The sequence below is a fragment of the Leucobacter chironomi DSM 19883 genome (assembly GCF_000421845.1).
GTDB classification, from domain to species: Bacteria; Actinomycetota; Actinomycetes; order Actinomycetales; family Microbacteriaceae; genus Leucobacter; species Leucobacter chironomi.
In genome coordinates this window covers 34,517-57,324 of the sequence record NZ_ATXU01000009.1, presented here as the reverse complement: position 1 = coordinate 57,324, position 22,808 = coordinate 34,517, and the positions used below count along the sequence as shown (strand labels likewise).

Here is a 22,808-nt window from a genome sequence, read left to right as displayed (position 1 = left end):
TTTGTCAATTCTTTTTCATAAGTAACCAAACTGTTACCAGCTTTCGCCTGTGCTTTACTGAAAGGGTGGCTCTCTCCTCCCCCTCTCACACTCCCGTCATCTCGACGGCCGGCGGCCTGCTGCAGCTGCTGCGAGACGGCGAACCGCGCACCCGTGCGAAGCTCGCGCAGATCACCGGCCTCTCCCGGCCCACGGTCACGCAGCGTATCGACCAGCTGCTCGACCTCGGCCTCATCGCGTCCGTCCACGACGCCGCCTCGACCGGCGGCCGGCCCTCCGCGCAGATCGCGTTCAACCCACGAGCCCGCGTGGTGCTCGCGGCCGACCTCGGCGCCCTCCACGCCCGCGTCGCGGTGACCGACCTCGACGGCGAACTCCTCGCCGAGGCCTCCTCTCCGAGAGACATCGCCGACGGCCCCGAAGCGGCGATCGAGTGGATCCTGGACTCCGCCGAGCAGCTGCTGCCGACCCTCGGATACGGCCCCGATCAGGTGGCCGGCATCGGGATCGGCGTGCCCGGCCCCGTCGAGTTCTCCACCGGCCGACCCATCAACCCGCCCATCATGCCCGGTTGGGACCGCTTCGACATCCCCTCCGCGATCCGCGCCCGCATCGACGCCCCCGTGCTGGTCGACAACGACGTCAACATCATGGCGCTGGGCGAGCTCAGCACTTCGTGGCCCGGAGTGACCGACCTGATCTTCGTGAAGGTGGCGAGCGGCATCGGCGCCGGCGTCATCTCCGGCGGCACCCTCCGCCGAGGCGCCAACGGCGCCGCCGGGGACATCGGGCACGTCGCACTGGCCCGCGCCGCCGACGCCCCGTGCCCCTGCGGCAACCGCGGCTGCCTCGAAGCCGTCGCGTCTGGCCGCGCGCTCGCGCACGCGCTCAGCACGCCCGAGGCGCGCTACCACCGCCCGAGCGAGGTGGTCGCCCTCGCGAAGAGCGGAGACGTCACCGCGATCCAGGCGATCCGGCAGGCCGGCCGCGACATCGGCGAGGTGCTGACCGCCTGCGTGAGCCTCATGAACCCGTCGACCATCGTGATCGGCGGCACCATGGCGCAGGCCGCGGAGCACCTGGTCGCCGGTGTGCGCGAGGTGGTCTACGCCCGCTCGATCCCGCTCTCCACCGAGCACCTCACGATCGCCCCTTCGCGCGCGGCGGGCAACGCCGCGATCTACGGCGCAGCTCAGCTCGCCATCGACGCCGCGCTCTCACCGGAGCGGATCACCGCCGCGCTCGGCGGCTGAACGCCTGAGCGGCGGCTGGCGCCGGAGCACCCGAGCGGCGGCGGCCTGCGGCACGACGTGCCCCCACCGGCTCAGACGCGATCCGCACCGCGCATCGCGATCTGGATGAGCCGCGGCGGCTCCCCGCGCCGCAGGATGCGAGCGCGACCCGGGATCGCCTGCTGCGCCACGACCCCAGGCCACAGCTGGCCCTCGCCGCGTTCGCCCGACAGGAGCACGCCGGTGGCGCCCAGATCCCGCAGCAGCTGCAGTGTCGGCTCGTACAGCGCTCTCGCGGCACCCGCGACCGGGCGGGTGACCCAGACCGTGAGCCCGAGATCGCGCGCCTGCGGCAGATAGGGCAGCAGCGGCTCGAGCGGGGCCGTGTTGCCGGCCGCGAGCACGTCGAAGTCGTCGACCACGGCGTAGATCCGCAGCTCGGCCGAGGCCTCGCCCAGCCGGCGCTTCTCCAGTTCCAGGGCGAGCGCGGCGGAGAGCTCCCTCGCACGTCGCCCATCGGTCGCGCTTCCTCCGAGGTAGTCCTCTGGAACCTGGTCCGCGAGCGCACCGCGCGGGCTCATGAGCGCGACCACGGCCTCCTCCGGCGTGCGCCGCGTCACGAGTCCGTCGAGCAGCACCGACAGCAGATTCGTCTTGCCGCTGCCGCTGTCGCCGAGCACGAGCAGGTGCTGATCCTGACCCGCCGAGTTCTCGAGGTCGAGCGCGCAGACGTCCATGGTGTCCTGGCGCAAGCCGAACGGCAGGCGGAGGGGCTCCTCCACGGCGCCCGGCAGCTCGGCGACGTCGAGCACTTCGGGCAGCAGCCTGACCGGGGCAGCGGATGGGCCCGTCCACGAGGCGGCGGTGCGCTCCGCGAGCTCGGCGAGCGATTCGCCGACCAGTTCGTCCGGCACCGTATCGGCGGTGGGCAGCGCCACCTGGGCGAAGAGCCGTTCGCCGGTGAGCGCACGGCCCGGCTGCGTGATCGTCGCCGCGAGCTTGCGCGCGATCGTCGACTCCCCGGGATCGTTGAGCCGCAGTTCGATCCGGTTGCCGACGAGCGGCTGCAGCCGCATCGGCAGCTCGGCCCAGCGGGTGAGCGAGAACACGAGGTGGATGCCGAAGCTGCCGCCGCGCTGCAGCAGCTCCGACAGCGGCTCCTCGAGCATCGTGAACTCCGTGCGGGCGAGGCCGTAGCCATCGACGATCAGCACGACGTCAGCCGAGACGATCCCGGGCACCCGACCCGCCCCGTGCAGAGCGCGGAAGTGCCCGAGCGACTCGATCTGCAGCTCGCGGAACAGGCCTTCCCGCTGTCTCAGCATGCCGTGCAGCTCTTCGAGCATGCGCGTCTGACGTTCGATGTCGCCGCGCACCCCCACGCCGCCGACGTGCGGGAAGCCTGCGACGCGCGTGAGCCCGGCGCCGGTCAGGTCGAGCGCGTAGACGGTGGCACGCGTGGGAGGCATCGTGGTCGAGATTCCGGCGGCCACGGTGCGCAGGAACGTCGAACGCCCCGACTGCGGGGACCCGATGACGGCGAAGTGCCCGCCGGCACGATCGAGGTCGAGGTTCCACGGCCCCTGATGCTGACGAGCCGGATCGTCGATCAGGCCTATAGGCACCTCAAGCGGCGTCCGTTCGGAGTCGATCACGGACAGCAGCGGGAAGCGCGCGGGAAGCGGCGGCAACCAGATCGACGCCGTGGGTGCGGCGCCGTCGCGCAGCAGACGCACGCTCTCCTCGACCACGGTCGGAGCGCTCCTGCGCTCATCGGGCACGGGTGCTGGCCGCCCGAGATAGGCGGCGAGCTGCATCTCGATGGAGTTGTCGCCCGGCAGCGGGAAAGGCACGGAAGGCACCTCCTCCGCGAGACGGTCCGGCCCGGGCAACGGACCGGACACGAACCCCGACTGGAAGCGGGTGTACACCGAGGAATCGACCTTCAGGTACCCGCCGCCGGGGGCGGACGGCAGGTGGAAGGCGTCGGGTGTTCCGAGCACCGTGTGCGACTCCTGCTCCGAGAAGGTGCGCAGGCCGATGCGGTACGAGAGGAACGTGTCGAGGCCGCGCAGCTTGCCCGCCTCGATCCGCTGGCTCGACAGCAGCATGTGCACGCCGATCGAGCGCCCGATGCGCCCGATCTGCAGCAGCAGATCGATGAACTCGGGTTCAGCGGTCAGCAGCTCGCCGAACTCGTCGAGCACGATGAGGAGATGCGGCATGGGCTCGAGCGAGGGCCGCAGCTCGCGCTCCGCACGGTACTCGGTGATGGAGGCGAGCATGCCGGCGTCCTTCAACTGCTGCTGACGGCGCACGATCTCGCCCGAGATGGAGGCGCGTGCTCGCTCGATCAGCCCGGCCTCGCCCTCGAGATTGTCGATGACGCCCGCCACCTGGGGCAATGGTTGGAAGGGGCTGAAGGCGGCACCGCCCTTGTAGTCGACGAGGATCATGGCCAGGTCGTCGGGGCCGTGCGAGGCCGCCAGTCCGAGCACGAGGGTGCGCAGGAACTCGCTCTTGCCCGAGCCCGTCGCGCCGATGCAGATGCCGTGGGGGCCCATGCCACCCTGGGCGGCCTCCTTCAGATCGAGGGAGACGGGGCCGCCGTGAGGGCCGGAGCCGATCACGGTGGTGAGGAAACCGCGCCGGCCGGCCGCGCCCCACCGCTCCCCGCTGAGATCCTGGATCCGCTCGACGCCCAGAATGTCCAGAGCCCCCACCTCGGCATCGGTCGTGGCGTGCACGCGAGCCTCGGTCGAGAGCCTGAGCGGCGCGAGACCGTGGCAGATCTGCTCGAACAGCTCGACGGCGACAGCGTCGTGACGCACACCCGTCGAGGCCGGATGAGCCCCCGGTTCCGCGCCGAGATGCTCGATGCGGGTCTCACCGCTCTGGGCATCGATGGTGATGCGGGTCGTGGTCTGCTCGGGCTCGTGCAGACGATCGGCGACGAGCACGATCGACGAGATCCCGCACTCCGCCGCGGAGACGCCATCGGGTGCGGGGAGCGGCTTCGCCGGTCCTTCGATGAAGTCGCACAGCGCAATGAGCGGGGTCTCCGGCCGCACCGCGCGGTCGCGTCCGCGCCGCGCTCGGGCGGCTCGATTCTCCAGCTCGGCGCTCAGCAGGCCGGCGAGGGCAGCGGGATCGCGCGCGACGCTGCGGGCGGGGAGCGGCCCGTCCCAGACCCCAGGAGTACGCAGATGCGGCAGCAGGTCGATGCCGCGCCACTCGTCGCGCTCGCCCGGGTCGATCGCTGCGGCGAGCAGCGCCTCTTCCGGGGCGTGCAGAACGACGAGCTGGCTCACGATCGCGCGAGCGAGGGCACGGCCCTGCTCCGGTGGGGCGACCACGGTGACGACGGAGCCCGGAGTGAGCGGCACCGTGACGGGGAGGGAGTCGACCCGGGAGGCCGTCTCTGCCGTGCGCGACGCCTCGGCGAGCAGGAACGGATCGAACGGCTGCACCGGGTTCGGGTCCTCGGGCAGGCGCAGCTCGAACCACTCCTGCCGACCGGTCGCGGCGCGCAGCTGCAGGAAGTCGACGTCGCCCGGTCGCCGCTCCCAGAGGCGCGCGGACTGGGCGACGCACTGCGGCAGCAGCGCGGCGGAGGGCGAGGCGAGGTGGCTCTCGGCGCGCACCTCGTCGTGCAGCTCTCGATACTCCTCGCGAACACCGTCGAGATAGTGCAGGTAGCGCGAGCGCCCCTGCCGACGCGCGCGGTTCTGCCTCCCGCGCGACGAGAAGGCCATGCCGAGCCCGCTGAGCAGCGCGACGACGAGGATCAGCGCACCGATGACCACCATGAGCGGGTTGGAGCGCAGCACGGTCATCATGACGATCGATGAGAGCGAGCCGACCACCGGCAGCAGCGACTGCATGGGGATGCCGCTGGGGGCGTCGCCGAGCGGCGCAGGCGGCGCGAGGGTGCGCTCGCGGGGTCGCTCGGGGCCTCGGACGGTACGCGCGGGCCGGTGGACGACGCGGGAGGTCACGGGCGGAACCCCTTCCGCTCCACGGCCGACGCGAGCAGGTGCGCGGCGAGTTCCGCCTCGGCCGGCCCGCTCCGGCGAGCACGGGCCGCCGGCCGGGAGCCCGTCACGAGCGGAAGCCGCACGACGGGCACGGGAGCGCGCTCCGCGATGAGCGCGGCCCAGCCGGCGCGGGATGCCGGGGGCTCGCACAGCGCGACCACGGTGGGGACACCGGCGGGATGCGCGGAGATCCCCTCGGCGAGCGCGATCGCCGGATCGGCGACCTCGCGCGCCGAGCTCGCCACGAGGCAGAGCGCGTGGCCCCGCGAGGCGGCGGCGAGCGCAGCGTCGGGGTTCGCCGCGTGACCGTGGTCGATGCAGACGACGTCGAAGTGCCGGTGGTCGACGGCCGAGGCAGTGCCCCAGGCTCCGCCGGGAAGCGCGCGCAGTGTGCGCCGCGCTTCCTCGGGCAGGCGCGGCAGCTGCCCGGGCCCGGGTGGCGCGAAGGAGGCGAGCCACTCCGAACCGTCCGCCCGGGATTCGAGCAGCACTCGCCGCGGCTGCACCGCGGCCAGCGCCCGCGCGACCGCCCACGCCGCCTGGGGGCCCGCCGCCGTCTGCCCGATCGAGGCGAAGACGAGTTTCCGCGCGGTCGCGATGGGCGTGTGCATCCCCTGCAGCGTCTCCGAGAAGCGACGGCGCTGCTGCTCGCGGAGGCCCAGGATCACGAGAACACCCCGAGCATCTGCGCGTAGACGCCGAACCCGCCGAGACCGACGGGAACGACGGCCAGCGCGAGCACCGTCTCGAGCGCGTCGCCGTACTGCCGCAGCCGCACCGAGGTGTGGGCCGCGGGGCTCGAGGCCGCCACCGCGGCGGCGAGGAGCACTGCGGCGCCGAGGCCCGCCAGCACCATCGGCGACGGCGCGGCCAGTTGCGGTGCGAGCCCCGCGAGGAGGCCGCCGATCGCCGCCGCCCAGAGGGCCCAGCCCGGTGCCGCCAGCGGGATCACCCGCGCGCGCAGCACGACGAGCGCGGCGACGATGAGGCCGAGTCCCAGGAACCACTGATCGCCCGCGCCGAGCAGCATCGGGATGGCTGAGAGCATCGCGCCCGCCGCCGCGAACGCGGCCCAGCGGAGCGAATCATAGGCCGCCTCGATGCTCGCCAGCACTCGGGGGCGCTGCGGGGCGCGGCCGGAAGCGGTGCCATCGTCGAGACGGGTGAGGCCGGAAGCCGAGAGCGCGAGCTCGGGCAGCACGGCGAGGAAGACGAGCCCGGCCAGGGCGACGATGGCGGCCGTGCGGCCGGAGCTCAATCCGAGCAGCTCGGCGCCGATCCCGATCGCCGACGAGGCGAGCCCCACGAAAGCGCCGAGCAGCACCGGCGTCCGAGCCCCGCCGAGACCGAAGACGATCCCGAGCACCGCCCAGATCGCCGCTCCGAGCAACCAGACCGCGGCCGAGAGGGTGATGAGCGGAAGCGCCGCGAGCACGGCCGCGCACGCCGAGGCCAGCGCGACGGACAGCGCGACCCAGCTCGGCCCGCGCATTGCGAGGCGCACGAGCACCGCGCCCAGCGCCGCGAACACCAGCGCCGAGATGCCGGCCGCGAGCGGCACCGCCGCGCCCGGCAGCGCGAGCAGCAGAAGCGCTGTGGCGATACCGACGACCGCGGCCCCGGCGATACCGCGGTGCACGTCCGACTTCGGAGCGAAGCCCTCGGGCTCAGAGACCATGGCGTCGACCACGTCCGACACCTCGGGGGGCGACGGCAGCTCGCGCGTCGGCACGATGCGCAGCACCGCGCCGTCGAGCACGCCCTGCTGCGCGAGGTTCAGCGCGGGATCCAGCTCCTCGCCCAGCGCGGTCACGAGGGCGATCAGCTCGCCGTTCGGCCGCGGCTCGTGCACCAGTGCGCACAGTGTGCCGAGATGCGTGCCGATCGGATCGTCGCTCGGCACGACGAGCGTGGCCCGCTGGTGCGAGCCCACCACCGTGAGACGGGTGAAATCGATCACGTCGTGCTCCCTGACTCGAGCGACGGCACCGCGGTCGGCGCCGGCTCGCTGTTGCTGACCTGCTGTCGTTCGATGCGCTGCTGTTCGAGCACGTGCTGCACGTAGCCCACGCCGACGCACGCGGCGGCCGCGAGCGCCGCGATCACCACGCCGATCAGCAGCCGCGCGAGCATCGACCGTCGCGGCCGCTCGCGCCCCTCGGCGCCGAACAGCATTGCCGCGGCGAGCCGCGTGCGGTGCGCGCGAACCGACTCCAGCAGGTTCTGATCTGTGCTCACGCGACCGCCTTCCCGTTCTTCGTGAACTGCACCGAATGATCTCCGATGCGCACGGTGATGAACTCGTCGACGACCACGCTGCGCCCGCCCGCGACCAGCGCCGAGCGGCCGTCGCGGTGCAGCAGCACCGTTCCGTTCGTGGATCCCAGATCCTGCACGATCGGCTCTCCGGCCTCGCTCAGGGTGACGCGCAGGTGGTTCTTCGACACCTCCCGTGCGAGGTCGGCGACCGCGATCGCCGTCTCGCCCGGCTGCTCGGTCGGGTTGCGACCGAGCACGATGGGGCGGTCGAGGAATGCCGCGGCGGCTCCGTCGAGCAGCACCGTCCAGCCGCGCCGGAAGGCCGGTGCGAAGATCGTGTGCTCGAGATGCTCCTCGGCCGGCTCACGACGCGGCGCTCCGGCCAGCACCGGCTCGCGGACCGCGGTCGGCACGCCGTCCGCGCCGGTGAACACCGGCACGGGAGTGCGCACCTCGACCGGGTCCGCCCCGCGGCGGAGATCCGCCGCGATGCGGCGCGCGTGCGGCGGCCGGTGCCAGCCAACAGAGGGGAAGCCGCCGATCGCCGCGAGGCGGATGCCGCCGAGCCGCCAGCCGGGGGTGAGGCCGCGTACGGCGAAGTCCATGACGGCAACCGCGACCGCGATGAGTCCCGCCACTGCTATCGCCGGGCCGAGCTCGGCGAAGCGGGTTCCCCGGAACGACAGGCTCGCGCAGACGATCGCAGCGACGAGCAGGACATCGACGCCGCACGCGAGTACCACCCGCCATACGGGGGCCGCGATGACGTCGGAGGTCGCGGGGCTCGGCTTCATTCGCTGACCACGGCTCCCTCCTGCCATCGCGATCGGGCGCGCAGTGGGTCGCCCCCCACCGCCCTGGCCACTCGACCGCGCTCCCTATAGCATAGGAGCAGATTGAAATCCGGAGTTGGGTTCGCATCGTCATGCACCCGCTCCGTTCGTTTTTCTTCGGTATTGGAGCAACGCCATGAAGTTCGCAATGGGTGCAGAGGTGCTGACGCAGCTCACGAAGCAGACCTCGACCGCAGGCGACGATCTGGGGGCGCTCGTTCGCGAGCTCGCCCAGGCCGCCGAACCGCTCGAGGGACGCTTCAACGGAGCCGGTCGTGCGGCGTTCGACCAGTTCAAGGCCAACTCCGAGCAGATCGCGGTCGAGCTCGACCAGGCCCTCTCCGGTGTGCTCTCCGGCATCTCGGGCATGGACCGATCCTTCCTCGAAGGCGACGGCGAGATCGCCGATCAGACCCGCCAGACGCAGTCGTCCGTCTCGTTCGACGCCGCACGCTTCAGCGCCTCGCGCTGATCACCGACCCGCAGACACCTCAGGAGCAGACAGATGGCGAACCAGAACGATCGCAGAGACTACGACGTCGCGGCCTCGCAGAACGCGCAGGACAACTTCGACCGCGTGGCGTCTCGCCTCGAGTCGCTGATCGAGCAGCGCAACGCCGACGTGCGCTCGGCGATGAGCGACTATCAGGCCGACGGGGTCTCCGATGAGTACGCGTCGAAGGAGCAGCGGTGGAAGGACGCCGCCACCGGCGTGCGCGAGATCATCGCCACCCTGCGCAAGAGCCTCGAGCAGTCGGATCAGGCGGCCCAGGCCGCCATTCAGAAGGCGAAGTCCGCCGTCGACAACATCGGCTGAGGCGCAGTGTCGGGGCAGTGGAGCGTTGACGCCGCGGGCGTGATGGGCGTGCTGGCGCAGGTCGACGACGAGGGCAACGATCTCGAGACCGCTTCTCGCAAGTTCGCCAGCCTGCAGACCGAGGGCGCGAGTTCGCTCTCGGTCGACGGTCGCACCTCGCTCGCGAGCGCATGGAACAGCTTCTGCGACGAGCGCACCGACGTGCCGCGCAAGCTGATGTGGATGCTGCAGCACCGCTGCGGTCAGGTGACCGAGGCGACGGTCGCCGTGCTCACCGGAGACGCGCAGATGGGCGACGACGTGCAGGCCGCCGAATCCTACGCGCAGTCCGAGTGGGGCATCGCGTCGAAGTACCGGTACAACGCCGATTCGTACCCCGAGGGTTGAGGTTCGAGGTGAGTGAACATGGCCGTTGATCCGGCTTCGGTATATCAGGTGGTGTCGCAGGGCGCCGTCGAGTCGCTCGGCGACGAGCTGCAGACGATCGGCATCGACGCCTCGAACGCGGTGGCCACCGCCAACTCGCACTGGAAGAACCTCACCGACTGGTTCCAGGTGACGGGGGCCGAGGGCGTCTATCAGATGCTCGAACGGCCGGCTGCCGACGCGCTCGCGCTCTCGGAGGCGCTCATGGAGGCCCGTCAGCAGATCGTGCTCACGGCGCCCGTCTTCGGCACGCTCCAGACGAAGCGCGAAGAGCTGCTCAGCCGCATCGACGAGGTCAACGCGGCGCTCTCCGCAGCCTCGGCGTCGGTCACGTCGACGTCATCAGCCCTCACCTACGGCGACTTCGAATCCGGAAGCTCCGCCCAGGCCGAGGCGCAGCGGAAGGCCGACGCGGCCGAGGCGGCCCTCAGCGCGCGCCAGGATGAGGCACGCCGGCTCAAGGAGGACATCGCCCGTTTCAACGCCGACGTGGTGTCGGCGGAGGACGAACTCGCCAGCGCCCTGGGCCGGGTGTCCGGCGGCACCGACGTCTACCGCGTCGATGGAAAGCCCATGAGCTCCGAGCTCGCCCAGTGGGGCGCCTACGGCAGCGACATGGACGACATCCCCATGTCCGAGCGACTGCGCAAGGCGCTCACCGACGAGGTCGAGCGGCGGCTCGACTGGTTCGTCGCCGAGGGTCGCAGCTCGAAGGAGATCAGCGACTGGATCGCGGCGCACTCGGGTTTCATCGCCGCGGTCGGCCTCGCCGATCCGGCGCGCGTGAGCCGCTGGTTCGAGGGCGTGGCCGGCACGGAGTTCCCGTCGGGCTGGCAGCCGACGGGCGAGCTCGCCGTGCTGATGGCCGCCGCCCCCGGGGTGATCGGCAACCTCAACGGCATCCCGGCGCGGGTCAAGGACACCGACAACTACCGGTATCTGCAGCAGCTGCTCGATCAGGACGATCTCGACGGGGGCACGCGCGACCGGCTGGAGCAGGTCTACAACGCCCTCGTCGACGACAACGGCAAGCGCAGGGGCGACGTCTTCCTGCTCTCACTGTTCCAGGATCTCAACGAGCCGCGGGCCGCCGTCTCCTACGGAGACATCGACCGCGCCGACCTGGTGCTCACGCTCACCCACGGCATCCGCACCGATCTCGAGCAGTTCGGAGACTGGAGCGGCACCGCTCGGGAGGTGCGGCGAGAGGTAAACACGGAGCTCGAACGTCGGGGGTACTCCGCCGCGGACGGGCGGATCTCGATCGCCACGGTCGTGTGGTTCGAGTACGATTCGAAGGGGGCGACCGCGGTGCAGGGCAGCATCCATGCCGAGGCCGGCGCCGCCCGCTACGCCCAGTTCATGGGCGGCGTCTCGCAGCGCAATCCCGACTCGATCACCGCCGGCTGGTTCCACTCCTACGGCACCACGATGGGGGCGCAGGCCCAGGGCCGCCACCCCGAACTGCTCGACCAGATGTACACGGTGGGGTCGGCTGGCTGGACCGAGGACGCCGCTGCCGCCATAGGCCAGCAGAACGTGGAGGTGAACTCCACCGCCGCGGGCCGCGACTGGACCGCGTGGGCGGGCCGCAGTCCCGGCATCTCCTCGCACCCGATCAACCCCATCGATCTCGACTACGTGACCGAGCTGAGCAGCGAGACCGGAACCGTCGACTTCGGGATCGGCGCCGACGGGAAGGTCCGCGCCCCGCAGGGCGAGCAGACCGAGGGGCACGGTTCGCACCACCACACCCCCTGGTACGAGTTCTGGAGGGGCCAGCGAGGGTACCTCGACACCGATGCCCGGTCGTTCCTCGAAGGCGTCGATCAGGCGGCCGACCTGCTGAAGGAGACGAAGTGAGCGCCCGCGATCAGAGATCCCGCCGCCGGATGGGGATCGGATTGGGCATCGCGGGGGCGGTACTCGTCGCGGCGATCGCCGGTGTCGGGATCACGGTTTGGAGAGGAGGCACGTCTGTGCCCAATGGTGAAGAGCTTCTGACGCAGTCCGATGAGGTGCGCGCCGAGCTCAAAGAGAGCATTCATGGGGTGGCGCTGCTCATCGATCCGAGTGCGCCGTACGAGTCGCCCGACGAGGGCGACAACGACCGCGTCCAGCTGTTCGAGGAGCGGCTCGACCTGGTCGAGTGCAGGACCCCGAGCCCGGGCTTCGCGTACACACTGATGCGCAGCATCGGCAACGTCGACGGCTGGCGGTTCCCGGAGGGTCAGGAAGAGTTCCGGAAGCGCGTGGCCGAAGAACTCCACGCCGCCGGTTGGGAGGACGTCACCGGCACCAGCTACGACGGCGATGTCGACACGACCGTCGTCTACGCGCGCTACCCGGGAGTCGTCGACAAGCTCATGATCATGTTCCACCCCGGAGACGTGGCCGACGGTGTGAGCATCTACGCTGACGGCAGCTGCCACCCCGGCGACGTCGATGAGGTGCGGGATCTCCGCCGCGAGCGCGCCGGCAACTGACCCGACTGCGCGGGTGCCTCCCAGGCCGCGGAGCGGCGGCGGCCTACGGCACTGTGTAGCCCGCCGCGCGAACGAGCTCGTACCACTCGGCCCGGCTCAGCCGCACCTCAGATCCGAGCGCCGCCGCGGCCACCCGCTCGGGTGACGTCGTGCCGAGCACCACCTGCATGCGCGCGGGGTGCCTCGTGATCCACGCGACCGCGATCGCCTCCGGCGGCACACCGCGATCCGCAGCGATCCGGTCGATCACGGCGTTCAGCTCGGGGTACCGCTCGGACCCGAGGAAGGGGCCGTCGAAGAAACCCGCTTGGAAGGGCGACCACGCCTGCACCGTGATGTCGTGCAGGCGGCAGTAGTCGAGCACGCCGTCGTCGCGCGACACCGACTGCGGCAGGCCCTGCATGTTGGCGGCGAGACCCTGCGCGATCATCGGCGCGTGCGTGATCGACAGCTGCAGCTGGTTCGCGACGATCGGCTGGCGCACGTATCGTCGCAGCAGCTCGACCTGCCCGGGCGTGTGGTTCGACACCCCGAACGCCCGCACCTTGCCGGCGGCTTCGAGCTCGTCGAACGCCCGCGCGACCTCCTCCGGTTCGACGAGGGCGTCGGGTCGGTGCAGCAGCAGCAGATCGAGGTAGTCGGTGCCGAGGGCGTCGAGGGAGCCGTGCACCGTAGCCATGATGTGCTCGTAGGAGTGGTCGAAGGAGGGGCCCTGCGGCACGATCCCGGCCTTCGACTGGATCACCCAGCGCTCGCGCTCGGAGGGCGAGAGGCGGATCGCCTCCCCGAAGCGGCGCTCGCAGCCGTGCAGCTTCTCGCCGTAGATGTCGGCGTGATCGAGCACGGTGACTCCGGCGTCGCTCGCGGCGCCCACGAGGCGGCGCACCTCCTCGTCGCTCAGGTGCTGGATCCGCATCAGTCCGAGCACCACATCGGAGACGGTGAGCTCGGTGCCGGGCATAGTGAAGGTGCGCATGGGGTCAGGCTACCGCGCCGGTCCGCCACGACCTTCATTCAGGCCGTGGATCGCAGTTCAGGCGGAGGTTCTCAGCGAGAGCCTCCGCCTGAGCTGCGATCCACTGCGCGAACTGCGGCCGGTGGCGCGCGGGCACCCAGCACCGCGCACCGGGCCACCGATCAGTCGAGCAGTTCGGCCTCGATCACGTCGTCGTCGCCCGACCCGCCCGACCCACCGGATCCACCGGAGCCCGGCACGCCGCTCGACGGCGCCGATCCGGCGCTCTCCAGCGTCAGCGCGTCGCCGCCCGCGGCCACGTCGACCCGCACCGCGTCGCCGTCGTGCACGCCGCCCGAGAGGATCGCGCGAGCGAGCCTGTCGTCGATCTCGTGCTGCATGAGCCTGCGCAGCGGGCGCGCCCCGTAGATGGGGTCGTAACCGCGCGACGCCAGCCAGGCGCGCGCCTCGGGCGTGACGCCGAGGGTGAGCCTGCGGTCGGCGAGCCGAGTCTGCAAGCGGTCGACCGAGAGGTCGACGATCTGCGCCAGGTCGGCCTCCGACAGCGGCCGGAAGATGACCATCTCGTCGAGCCGGTTGATGAACTCGGGCTTGAACGCCCGGCGCACGGTCTCGCGCACGCCGAACTCCTTCTCGCTCCACGGCAGATCGGGGTCGATCAGGTACTGGCTGCCCAGGTTCGAGGTGAGGATCAGGATCACGTTGCGGAAGTCGACCGTGCGACCCTGGCCGTCGGTCAGGCGGCCGTCGTCGAGCACCTGCAGCAGCACGTCGAACACCTCGGGGTGCGCCTTCTCGACCTCGTCGAGCAGCACCACCGAGTAGGGGCGCCGGCGCACGGCTTCGGTGAGCTGGCCGCCCTGCTCGTAGCCGACATAGCCGGGAGGGGCGCCCACGAGGCGGGACACCGAGTGCTTCTCGCCGTACTCCGACATGTCGATCCGCACCATGGCGTGCTCGTCGTCGAAGAGGAACTCGGCGAGCGCCTTCGCGAGCTCGGTCTTGCCCACACCGGTCGGCCCCAGGAAGAGGAAGGAGCCGGTCGGACGATTGGGATCCGCGATGCCCGCCCGCGTGCGCCGCACCGCATCGGAGACCGCCCGCACCGCATCCGCCTGCCCGACGAGCCGCTTGCCGAGTTCGCTTTCGAGCGCGAGCAGCTTCTCGGTCTCGCCCTGCAGCAGCCGGCCGACGGGGATGCCGGTCCAGGCGGCGACGACACCGGCGATGTCCTCGTCGGTCACCTGGTCGTTCACCATGCGGGGCTCGCCGTCGATCTCGTCGGCCAGCTCCGCCTGCTCGGCTTCGGCGAGCTGCTTCTGGATCACCGGGATCTCGCCGTAGAGCAGCCGCGACGCCCGTTCGAGATTGCCTTCGCGCTGCGCGACCTGCGCCTGCATGCCCAGCTGGTCGAGCTTCTCGCGCAGTTCGCCCACGCGGTTCAGCGAGGCACGCTCGCGCTCCCAGCGCGCTTCGAGACCGTCGAGGTCGCGCTGCTTCTCGGCGAGGTCGTCGCGCAGCTTCGCGAGGCGCTCCTTCGAGGCGGCGTCCTTCTCCTTCTTCAGCGCGAGCTCTTCGAGCCGCAGCCGGTCGACGGCGCGGCGCAGCTCGTCGATCTCGACGGGGGCCGAGTCGATCTCCATGCGCAGACGCGAGGCCGCCTCGTCGATCAGGTCGATCGCCTTGTCAGGCAGCTGCCGGGCCGTGATGTAGCGGTTCGAGAGGCTCGCCGCGGCTACGAGGGCGGAGTCGGCGATGGTCACCTTGTGGTGAGCCTCGTAGCGTTCCTTGAGGCCGCGCAGGATCGCGACGGTGTCTTCGACGCTCGGTTCGCCCACGTAGACCTGCTGGAAGCGCCGTTCGAGGGCGGCGTCCTTCTCGATGTACTCGCGGTATTCGTCGAGGGTGGTGGCGCCGATGAGCCGCAGCTCGCCGCGGGCGAGCATGGGCTTCAGCATCTGCGAGGCCGCGACGGATGATTCGCCGCCGCCGGCGCCCATGAGGGTGTGCAGCTCGTCGATGAAGGTGATGATCTTGCCGTCGGAGTCCTTGATCTCCTGCAGCACCGCCTTCATGCGCTCCTCGAACTCGCCGCGGTACTTCGCACCGGCGATGAGCGCGGAGATGTCGAGGGAGATGAGCTCCTTGTCTTTCAGCGACTCGGCGACGTCGCCCGCGACGATGCGCTGGGCGAGGCCCTCGACGACGGCGGTCTTGCCGACGCCCGGTTCGCCGATGAGCACCGGGTTGTTCTTGGTGCGGCGGGTGAGCACCTGGCTCACGCGCCGGATCTCGCTGTCGCGGCCGATGACCGGATCGAGCTTGCCCGAGCGGGCGACTTCCGTGAGGTTGACGCCGAACTGCTCGAGGGCGGACTGCCCTTCTTCGCCCTGGGCGGGCTGCCAGTTTGCCTGCATCTGGGTCCCTTCTCGTTCAGCAGACTGCGGCGGCCCGAGCGGGCCCGCCACAAACTTGAGTGTTTGTGACTCAAGTTTACTGCAGGGCCCGGAATTGCGCTAGGGATTCCGGCGGATCGCCTTTTCGAGGGCGCTCTGCACCACGCCCGAGAGCCCCATGACGAGCAGCGCGAAGTAGCCGATGACCGGGAACAGCAGCGCCAGACCGAGCGCGACCCCGAACAGCAGCACCAGCGAGACGTCGACGGCGACCCCCGTCTGCAGCTCCGCCGAGCTCACCCGGTGCAGCGCGGGGTGCCCGCGCAGATAGAGGCGCACCACGAGGGACATCAGGGCCGTCAGCGCCAGGCTGCCGATGTAGAGCGCCTTCGCGACGGCGTCGTCATCGTCCATCCGCCCCGCGACCGCCGTCGCGACCGGCAGCCACACGATGGTGAGCAGCCACGCCGAGAGCAGCCACATCAGCGCCGGGGTGACCCGCTCCACCCGGGCGAACAGGCGGTGGTGGATCATCCAGAACATCGCGATCAGCACGAAGCTCAGCACGAAGCTCAGCAGCTGCCCTCTGTGCTGGGCGAGCCAGTCGAAGGCCCCGTCACCGGCGCTCGCCACCTCGCCCACGCTCTCCATGAGGGGCAGGATCAGGAGGGTCAGCGCGATCGCGACGACCGCGTCGGCGAACGCCTTGAACCGATCGGCGGCGTAGCCGATCTCCTCCTGCGGATCCGGCTGTGCTGTCATGGCCTCAGTGTAATCTCTGCGACGGACGCGGATCCGGGGCTAATCGTCGGCGAGCCTGCCGGCTCAGACTCCGAGCGAGTCGAGCCACGAGTCCAGCGCCGGCAGCGCGAGGTAGGCCACGGTGCCGTGATCGGCTTCGGCGATGGGGTGGAAGTCGACCTCGATGCCCTGCTCGCGCTCGTGCTCGACGAACTGCTCGGTGTCGTCAGGCAGCACGAGACGATCCCGCATCCCCTGCGCGACGAAGAGCGGCGCGTCGAAGGCCGCGCCCGCCGAGTTCTCACGCAGCAGCGTCGCCCACGGCTCGACCGAGCCGGGATCGGCGGCGAAGAAGTCGCCCACCACGGGCTGCGCGATCCGGTGCAGCTCGGAGAGGTCGGTGAGCAGGCAGAGCTCGTTCATGCGCGGCAGGACCCGCTGCGCCTCGGACGTGAGCACCGAGTCCAGCGCCGCACCGCGGTCGCGGTACACCTGCGCGTATGCCTCGAAGGCGTAGGAGCCGATCGTCGCACCAGACACGTCGTCGAGATGCCCCTGGAGCAGCGCTGTGAGATCGGCGGCGGGGGCCGCGACCGCGACCGCGGTCAGCCCCAGCTCCGGCGCGTACGCCTCGGCGCGCTCCGCGGCGAAGAGCGCCGCCTGCCCGCCCTGCGAGTGCCCCCAGAGGATCACGGAGGTTCCCGCCCCGGCGTCCGGGATCTCGCGCGCCGCGCGCACGGAGTCGAGCACGCTGTTGCCAGCGGTCACTCCGACGAGATACGAGTCGGGGCCGGCCGTGCCCATGCCCACGTAGTCGGTCGCGACGATCGTGTACCCGCGATCGAGCATCATCCGCATGCCCTCCACGTCGATGAAGGGGTCGAACGATCGCGAGGGCGCGCACTGCTCGGCGGTGCCGCTCGTCGAGTGCCCCCAGGCCAGCACCGTGCGTCCCTCGCTCGGCGGCGTCCCGCGGGGCGCGATCACCACCCCCGTCGCGAGCACGCGCTCGCCATGCACATCGGTGGTGCGGTACATGATGCGCCAGGCGTCGGCGTCGAGGGGGTCGCCCCGCATCGGCTCGACGCGGACCACGCTGCCGGGGGCGCCCTCGGCGGCGCCGGCCGGCGCCCGGTAGAACTCGGCGAGCCCGCTCCGCTCCTGCTCGTCCCCGACGAGCCGGGGCACCACCGCCAGCGCGCCGATCGCGACCAGGGTCGCCACGACCGCCAGCAGCACCGTCAGCGCGCGCCGGTCCCGGCGAGGCTCGCCCCGCGGCCGTCGGCCCCGCCCGGCCCTGGTCATCTCAGCGGTTCCACCGAGACGACCCGCGCCATCCAGGGGCAGTAGGTGTCGCTCGTGAGCGTGCGATCCTCGACGAACTGCGGCAGCCCGTCGCAGACCTCGGTGGTGAAGTCGGCGAACTCCAGGGATGCGGGATCGATGTGCCACGACCACGGCTCGTTCACCGAGCCGGACCCCCGCACGATGCGCCCCACCGGGATCGGGGCGACCTCGGCGCCCTGCAGCAGCTGCTCGGCGTGCCGCACCAGCTCGGGCGTGGCGAGTTCGATGCGGAAGGTCTGCCCCTGGATCTCGAAGGTGGCGACGCTCGGCACGACCGGTTGCGACGCGCAGCCGGTGGCGCACAGCCCGGCGAGCGCCGCAGCGGCGAGCGCACCCACGACCCTGGCGCGCAGCGGGAATCGGACCATCGCGCTCTCCCCACTCTCGGTTCGGATGAGCTCGGCCGAGCGTCCTCGCGGTCGCTCTCGCCCAGCATAACCCCGCGGCCGCTACCCTGGTGAGAGATTCGTCACGACCCCGGAGGAGCCAGCCCCATGTCGAAGATCGCCCTCGTGCGCCAGCCCAGCAGCCTGCTCGACGACGGGATCGTCGACCACATCGAGAAGGTCGCCGTCGACCTCGACACCGCGCGCGAGCAGTGGCGGGGCTACGTCGCCGCGCTGCAGTCGCACGGCTGGCAGACGGTCGAGGTGGATCCCGCCGACGACTGCCCCGACTCCGTGTTCATCGAGGACACCGTGGTGATGTTCCGCAATGTGGCCGTGATCTCGCGCCCCGGCGCCGACAGCCGCAAGCCCGAGACCGGGGGCACGCGCCGCGCGCTCGAGGCGCTCGGCTGCCCGGTCGTGGAGATCCAGGAGCCCGGCGCCCTCGACGGCGGCGACGTGCTGAAGGTCGGCGACACCGTCTACGTGGGTCGCGGCGGCCGCACCAACGCCGAGGGCATCGCGCAGCTGCGTCGCATCCTCGCCCCGCTCGGCGGCAGGGTCGTGGCCGTGCCGGTCACGAAGGTGCTGCACCTCAAGACCGCCGTGACGGCGCTGCCCGACGGCACCGTGATCGGGTACCCCGACTTCGTCGACAACTCCGGCATCTTCCCCACCTTCCTGCCCGTGCCCGAGCCGCACGGCACCGCGGTGGTCTGCCTGAGCGACTCCGAACTGCTCATCTCGGCCTCTGCGCCGCAAACCGCGGCGATGCTGCGCGATCTCGGCTACGCCGTGACCGAGGTCGCCATCTCGGAGTACGAGAAGCTCGAGGGCTGCCCCACCTGCCTGTCGGTGCGGGTGCGCTGCCTCGACTAGGGGCGGTCGGCGGCCACGGGCAGGGGTCGCTTCTCACCCGCGATACTTCCTTGCGCTAGTGTCGCGTGGTGAACGCTCAACGTGATGCCCATGTCTCTGGCAAGCCTTGGGCGCTGCTATTCGTAGCGGTCTGCTTGGTCGCCGTCAACATGCGCATGACGATTACGGGCGTCGGGCCACTGCTCGATGAAATCGCGGCGGATCAGGGCGTCACGCCCGCATCTCTGGGTTTCTTGGCCTCGATCCCGCTGCTCACCTGGGCCGTCGTATCACCAGCCGCACAGGCGCTATCAGCACGAATCGGTCCGAACGCCGCGGTGGCGGGCTCACTCGCGGCGCTCGCCCTCGGCACGGTCTGGCGCTCACTGCCTGGCCCACAGGCGAACCTTTGGCTGGGTACCGCGCTCGTGGGCGCCGCACTCGCCGTGGCCAACGTGCTCCTGCCCGCAACAATCAAGCGGGATTTCGGGGGGCGTGTGCCCTTGGTGATGGGCGCCTACTCGACCCTGCTGAGCGGGGCCGCTGCGGTCGGAGCCGGCATGGTGCCGCCGATCGCCCACGCATCGATGGCCTCGGGTGAACCTGTGGGATGGCGGATCGCCCTGCTCACGACAGGGGCCATGGTGCCGCCCGCTCTGGTGATGTGGGTGGTCGCGACTCGCCGGGCGCAGCACCGCGGCGGGGGCGAGACGACGAGCGTTTCCGCCACTATTGAGGGCGAGCCCTCCCCGGGTACGGTCTCACGGTTGGGCCGTCGCATCTGGCGCGATCCTGTCGCCTGGAGCATCGCGGTGTACATGGGCACCCAGTCTTCGACCTTCTACGTGTGGGCCACCTGGCTTGCACCGCTCGACCTCTCACGCGGTTCGGATCCCGTGACAGCGGGCCTCCATGTGATGGTGTTCCACGTCTGCGGCATGTTCGGTTCATTGTCCGCGCCATTTATTTCTCGCGGAGCAATGCGGCGAATCCTCCCGGTGCTGTTGCCCGTCATCGCGGCCGCCGGTGCTGTGGGCCTCATCCTCGCACCCGCCGCATTGCTGGCATGGCTGATTCTCTCGGGCTTCTCAGCAGGCTGCGCTTTGACGGTGTCGCTCACACTGATGGCTCAGCGCTCGACAGATGCTGCGACGGCCGCTGCAACATCTGGCATGTCGCAATCCGTGGGATACCTGATCGCGGCTGTCGGGCCTGTCCTGTTCGGGGTGCTCTACGGCGCGACGGGGAGCTGGATTCCGCCGCTCTTCGTGATACTCGCCGGTGTCGGCCTGCAGTTCTGCGCGGGGTTGTTGCTCGCGCGCGAGCGCATGGTCTTCGGTTCTGGCCTCAGACCGCGCTGAGCACGACGGCGCTGCCCTGCCCGCCGCCGCCGCAGATGCCGACGGCGCCGAGCGATCCGCTGCCGAGCTCCGCGAGCTGCCGCGCGAGCGTGCCCACGATGCGCGCCCCCGATGCGCCGATCGGGTGGCCGAGCGCGATCGCACCGCCGTGCCGGTTCACGATCGCGGGATCCACCCCCAGCTCGCGCGTGGACTGCACCCCCACCGCGGCGAAGGCCTCGTTGATCTCCACCACCGAGAGATCCCCGACCGCCACGCCGTCGAGCTTCGCGAGCGCAGCGGAGATCGCGCGCGCCGGCTGCGAGTGCAGGTGGGTGTCGGGCCCCGCGACGAAAGCGGTCGCCTCGACCCGCGCCACGGCCGCCACCCCGAGGCGGCTCGCCGCAGCCTCGCTCACGAGCACCAGCGCCGCAGCGCCGTCCGTGATCTGGGAGGCGTTGCCCGCCGTGATCGTGCCCTGCTTCGCGAAGGCGGGCCGCAGACCCGCGAGCGTCTCGGCCGTCGTGTCGGCGCGGATCCCGTCGTCGGCGGAGACCACCGTCTCACCCCGGCGCGACACCACCGTGAAGGGCTCGATCTCAGCCGCGAATAACTCCGTCGACGCCGCCGCGCGACGGTGCGACTCAGCGGCGAAGGCGTCCTGCTCCTCGCGCGTCAGCCCGAGAGGGGTGTTGCCGTCTTCGGTGAGCGCGCCCATCGCCACCTGGTCGAAAGCGTCGGTCAGCCCGTCGTGATCGGCCGTGTCGACCAGCTGAGCCGCACCGTACTTCGTGCCCGACCGCAGCGGGATCACGTGCGGCGCGAGCGACATCGACTCCTGCCCCACTGCGACCACCACATCGGCCTCGCCCGCTGCGATGAGCCGCGCCGCCTGCGACACCGCCTCCGTGCCCGACAGGCACACCGCGTTCAACGTGATCGCCGGCACCCCCATCGGGATCCCCGCCGCCACCGCCGTCTGGCGGGCCGGATTCTGCCCCGCACCGGCCTGCAGCACCTGGCCGGCGACCACCGCGTCCACCTGATCGGCGGCGATGCCGGCTCGGGAGAGCGCAGCGCGCACCGCGTGCGCGCCGAGCTCCGTCGCCGGCTGGGAGGCGAGCTGGCCGGTGAAGCGGGTGAACGGCGTGCGAGCGTAGCCGGCGATCAGGGCGGAGTGGGGCGCGGTCATGGGAGACCTCCTCGGAAGCGGTGGGCGGAGCGCCGGACCGGGCGCGGCGCCGCGATCCTTCACGGCCATTCTGCCCGATCAGCCCCGCAGCTCTACTGCGCCTTGGCACAGTCTGCGGCACCGTCTCTGTGCATATCGCCGCAGGCCTGCGCCTCGCGCGAGTCCCTCTGCCGCTCGCGCGGCACGGGGCGCCCGCCCCGCACCGTACCCTGGAGCGTGTGAACCGATCCCGCACCGGAGCCCGCCGGGCTCTCATCGTCGCCCTCTCCACGATCACGGTCGCCGCACTCGCCGTGGGCGGGTACACGGCGGCCTGCGCGCTCGCACCGCTGCCGGCGCCCACGATCGAGCTGAGCCCCGCCTTCACCCCGGGCGACGACAGCGCGGCCGTCTCAGCGGACCCCGCGGCCGCGCAGGCCGCGGTCGACGCCCAGAGCCTGCCCACCGCGATCGGCTACCTGCACGGCGACGAGGTGTGGGCGAACGATCCCACGGCCCATCCGCTCGCCAGCATCTCCAAGCTGATCACCGTGCTGGTCTGCATGGAGGCGCAGCCGCTCGAGCCCGGATCGGACGGCCCGGTCTACACCTGGACGGAAGCGGATCGCGAACGCCAGGACGCCTACCTCGCACTCGACGGCGTCGCCTACCCGATCCCCGTCGGCACCGAGATCACGCTGCGGCAGATGCTGCACTTCATCTTCCTGCCGTCGGCCAACGACTACGCCGCGGCCTACGCCTACTGGACTTTCGGCGACGACGACGCCTTCCTCGCCGCCGTCGCCGACTGGAAGCAGCGGCACGGCCTGGAATCGCTGCAGTTCGTCGAGCCGACCGGCATGGACGAGGCGAACATGGCCAGCGCACCCGACGTGCTGCGCATCGCCCGGCTCGCGCTGCAGAACCCCGCAGTCGCGGAATTCACGCGCACCGCAGCGGTCGAGATGCCCTGGGGCGTCGGCGTCATCGAGAACACGAACCCGCTGCTCACCGAGATGCCGGGGATCGTCGGCGTGAAGACCGGTCGTTCGGGCGCCGCCGGATTCAACTTCGCCGTCGCCAGGCAGGTCGACGTCGACGGGCGCGAGATCGTGCAGCTGTCGGTGACGCTCGGCCGCGAATCGAAGGAGGCCCGCGCGCAGTCGGGCCGCGACATGCTCGCCGCGCACGACACGCTCCCCCAGTCCACCGCCATCGTGGAGGCGGGCACGATGGTCGGTGAAGCCGTCACCGTCGATGGGACGCGGATCCCGCTCGTCACCGCGGGCGGAGCCGCCGTCACGCTGCTGCCCGGCGAGCGGGCGACGCGAGCGGCGGCAGTCGACGTCGCCGCGCTCGGCGAGGCCGGCGCCCGCGTCGGCGCCGTCACCGTCGAGGGCCCCGCGCCCGTCGAAGACGTCGCGGTGGTGGCGTCAGCCGCGGTCGCCGAACCCGAGCTGTGGTGGCGGCTCACCCACCCCGTCGAGCTCTTCGGCTGGTAGC

20 protein-coding genes are annotated in these 22,808 nt (G+C 71.2%); 9 read left to right on the top strand and 11 right to left on the bottom strand.

Annotated elements, in window-relative coordinates:
- Positions 1-65 precede the first annotated feature (65 nt).
- Positions 66-1,253, top strand: a complete 1,188-nt coding sequence (locus H629_RS0110945; RefSeq protein WP_024357297.1) for an ROK family transcriptional regulator — start codon at positions 66-68, stop codon at positions 1,251-1,253.
- A 71-nt stretch (positions 1,254-1,324) separates the two neighbouring features.
- Here H629_RS0110945 and H629_RS0110940 read toward each other — a convergent pair whose 3' ends face one another.
- Genes H629_RS0110940 through H629_RS0110920 form a run of 5 tightly spaced genes read right to left on the bottom strand, consistent with a single transcriptional unit; the run spans position 1,325 to position 8,322 of the window.
- Positions 1,325-5,230, bottom strand: coding sequence for a type VII secretion protein EccC (locus H629_RS0110940; RefSeq protein WP_024357296.1), 3,906 nt, complete (start codon positions 5,228-5,230; stop codon positions 1,325-1,327).
- Positions 5,227-5,937: a hypothetical protein gene (locus tag H629_RS0110935; protein WP_024357295.1), complete on the bottom strand. Its 711-nt coding sequence runs from the start codon at positions 5,935-5,937 to the stop codon at positions 5,227-5,229. Before H629_RS0110935 ends, H629_RS0110940 begins: the two co-directional genes overlap by 4 nt.
- The gene (locus H629_RS0110930) at positions 5,934-7,229 is read right to left on the bottom strand and encodes an EsaB/YukD family protein (RefSeq protein ID WP_024357294.1); all 1,296 of its coding nucleotides are present in this window, start codon (positions 7,227-7,229) and stop codon (positions 5,934-5,936) included. The genes H629_RS0110935 and H629_RS0110930 overlap by 4 nt, the downstream gene beginning before the upstream one ends.
- Positions 7,226-7,507, bottom strand: coding sequence for a hypothetical protein (locus H629_RS15415; RefSeq protein WP_024357293.1), 282 nt, complete (start codon positions 7,505-7,507; stop codon positions 7,226-7,228). Before H629_RS15415 ends, H629_RS0110930 begins: the two co-directional genes overlap by 4 nt.
- Positions 7,504-8,322, bottom strand: a complete 819-nt coding sequence (locus H629_RS0110920; RefSeq protein WP_024357292.1) for an FHA domain-containing protein — start codon at positions 8,320-8,322, stop codon at positions 7,504-7,506. The genes H629_RS15415 and H629_RS0110920 overlap by 4 nt, the downstream gene beginning before the upstream one ends.
- Positions 8,323-8,497: 175 nt before the next feature.
- On the opposite strand from H629_RS0110920, the gene H629_RS0110915 reads away from it, so the two are divergent.
- The 5 genes from H629_RS0110915 to H629_RS0110895 all read left to right on the top strand — a co-directional run bounded on the left by H629_RS0110915 (position 8,498) and on the right by H629_RS0110895 (position 12,090).
- On the top strand, positions 8,498-8,833 hold the full coding sequence (locus H629_RS0110915) for a hypothetical protein (RefSeq protein ID WP_024357291.1): 336 nt from the start codon (positions 8,498-8,500) through the stop codon (positions 8,831-8,833).
- 33 nt (positions 8,834-8,866) lie between these two features.
- Positions 8,867-9,178, top strand: coding sequence for a pore-forming ESAT-6 family protein (locus H629_RS0110910; protein WP_024357290.1), 312 nt, complete (start codon positions 8,867-8,869; stop codon positions 9,176-9,178).
- A gap of 6 nt (positions 9,179-9,184) precedes the next feature.
- Positions 9,185-9,565: a DUF6507 family protein gene (locus tag H629_RS0110905; RefSeq protein WP_152485703.1), complete on the top strand. Its 381-nt coding sequence runs from the start codon at positions 9,185-9,187 to the stop codon at positions 9,563-9,565.
- A gap of 18 nt (positions 9,566-9,583) precedes the next feature.
- Positions 9,584-11,467: an alpha/beta hydrolase gene (locus tag H629_RS0110900; RefSeq protein ID WP_024357288.1), complete on the top strand. Its 1,884-nt coding sequence runs from the start codon at positions 9,584-9,586 to the stop codon at positions 11,465-11,467.
- 116 nt (positions 11,468-11,583) lie between these two features.
- Positions 11,584-12,090 (top strand): hypothetical protein, encoded by a 507-nt coding sequence (locus tag H629_RS0110895; RefSeq protein WP_024357287.1) that lies wholly within the window; start codon positions 11,584-11,586, stop codon positions 12,088-12,090.
- Between the two features lie 43 nt (positions 12,091-12,133).
- On the opposite strand, the gene H629_RS0110890 is transcribed toward H629_RS0110895, so the two are convergent.
- From H629_RS0110890 to H629_RS15410, 5 genes are all read right to left on the bottom strand, one after another.
- Positions 12,134-13,066 (bottom strand): aldo/keto reductase, encoded by a 933-nt coding sequence (locus H629_RS0110890; protein ID WP_024357286.1) that lies wholly within the window; start codon positions 13,064-13,066, stop codon positions 12,134-12,136.
- Between the two features lie 161 nt (positions 13,067-13,227).
- Entirely contained in the window at positions 13,228-15,483 is a 2,256-nt protein-coding gene (locus H629_RS0110885) for an ATP-dependent Clp protease ATP-binding subunit (RefSeq protein WP_024357285.1), read from the bottom strand.
- Positions 15,484-15,582: 99 nt separating this feature from the next.
- Positions 15,583-16,224: a TMEM175 family protein gene (locus H629_RS0110880; RefSeq protein ID WP_024357284.1), complete on the bottom strand. Its 642-nt coding sequence runs from the start codon at positions 16,222-16,224 to the stop codon at positions 15,583-15,585.
- Between the two features lie 63 nt (positions 16,225-16,287).
- On the bottom strand, positions 16,288-17,427 hold the full coding sequence (locus tag H629_RS0110875; protein WP_240471096.1) for a lipase family protein: 1,140 nt from the start codon (positions 17,425-17,427) through the stop codon (positions 16,288-16,290).
- Between the two features lie 77 nt (positions 17,428-17,504).
- Positions 17,505-17,918: a BP74-related protein gene (locus tag H629_RS15410; protein WP_024357282.1), complete on the bottom strand. Its 414-nt coding sequence runs from the start codon at positions 17,916-17,918 to the stop codon at positions 17,505-17,507.
- A 126-nt stretch (positions 17,919-18,044) separates the two neighbouring features.
- Here H629_RS15410 and ddaH point away from each other — a divergent pair, with 126 nt between their 5' ends.
- Positions 18,045-18,815: a dimethylargininase gene (ddaH, locus tag H629_RS0110865; protein WP_024357281.1), complete on the top strand. Its 771-nt coding sequence runs from the start codon at positions 18,045-18,047 to the stop codon at positions 18,813-18,815.
- A 68-nt stretch (positions 18,816-18,883) separates the two neighbouring features.
- The gene (locus H629_RS0110860) at positions 18,884-20,155 is read left to right on the top strand and encodes an MFS transporter (RefSeq protein WP_161608020.1); all 1,272 of its coding nucleotides are present in this window, start codon (positions 18,884-18,886) and stop codon (positions 20,153-20,155) included.
- On the opposite strand, the gene H629_RS0110855 is transcribed toward H629_RS0110860, so the two are convergent.
- Positions 20,142-21,326: an acetyl-CoA C-acyltransferase gene (locus tag H629_RS0110855; RefSeq protein ID WP_024357279.1), complete on the bottom strand. Its 1,185-nt coding sequence runs from the start codon at positions 21,324-21,326 to the stop codon at positions 20,142-20,144. The genes H629_RS0110860 and H629_RS0110855 overlap by 14 nt on opposite strands.
- Positions 21,327-21,544: 218 nt before the next feature.
- Between H629_RS0110855 and H629_RS14615 the strand changes: the two genes are divergently transcribed.
- The gene (locus tag H629_RS14615; RefSeq protein WP_024357278.1) at positions 21,545-22,807 is read left to right on the top strand and encodes a D-alanyl-D-alanine carboxypeptidase family protein; all 1,263 of its coding nucleotides are present in this window, start codon (positions 21,545-21,547) and stop codon (positions 22,805-22,807) included.
- Position 22,808 lies beyond the last annotated feature (1 nt).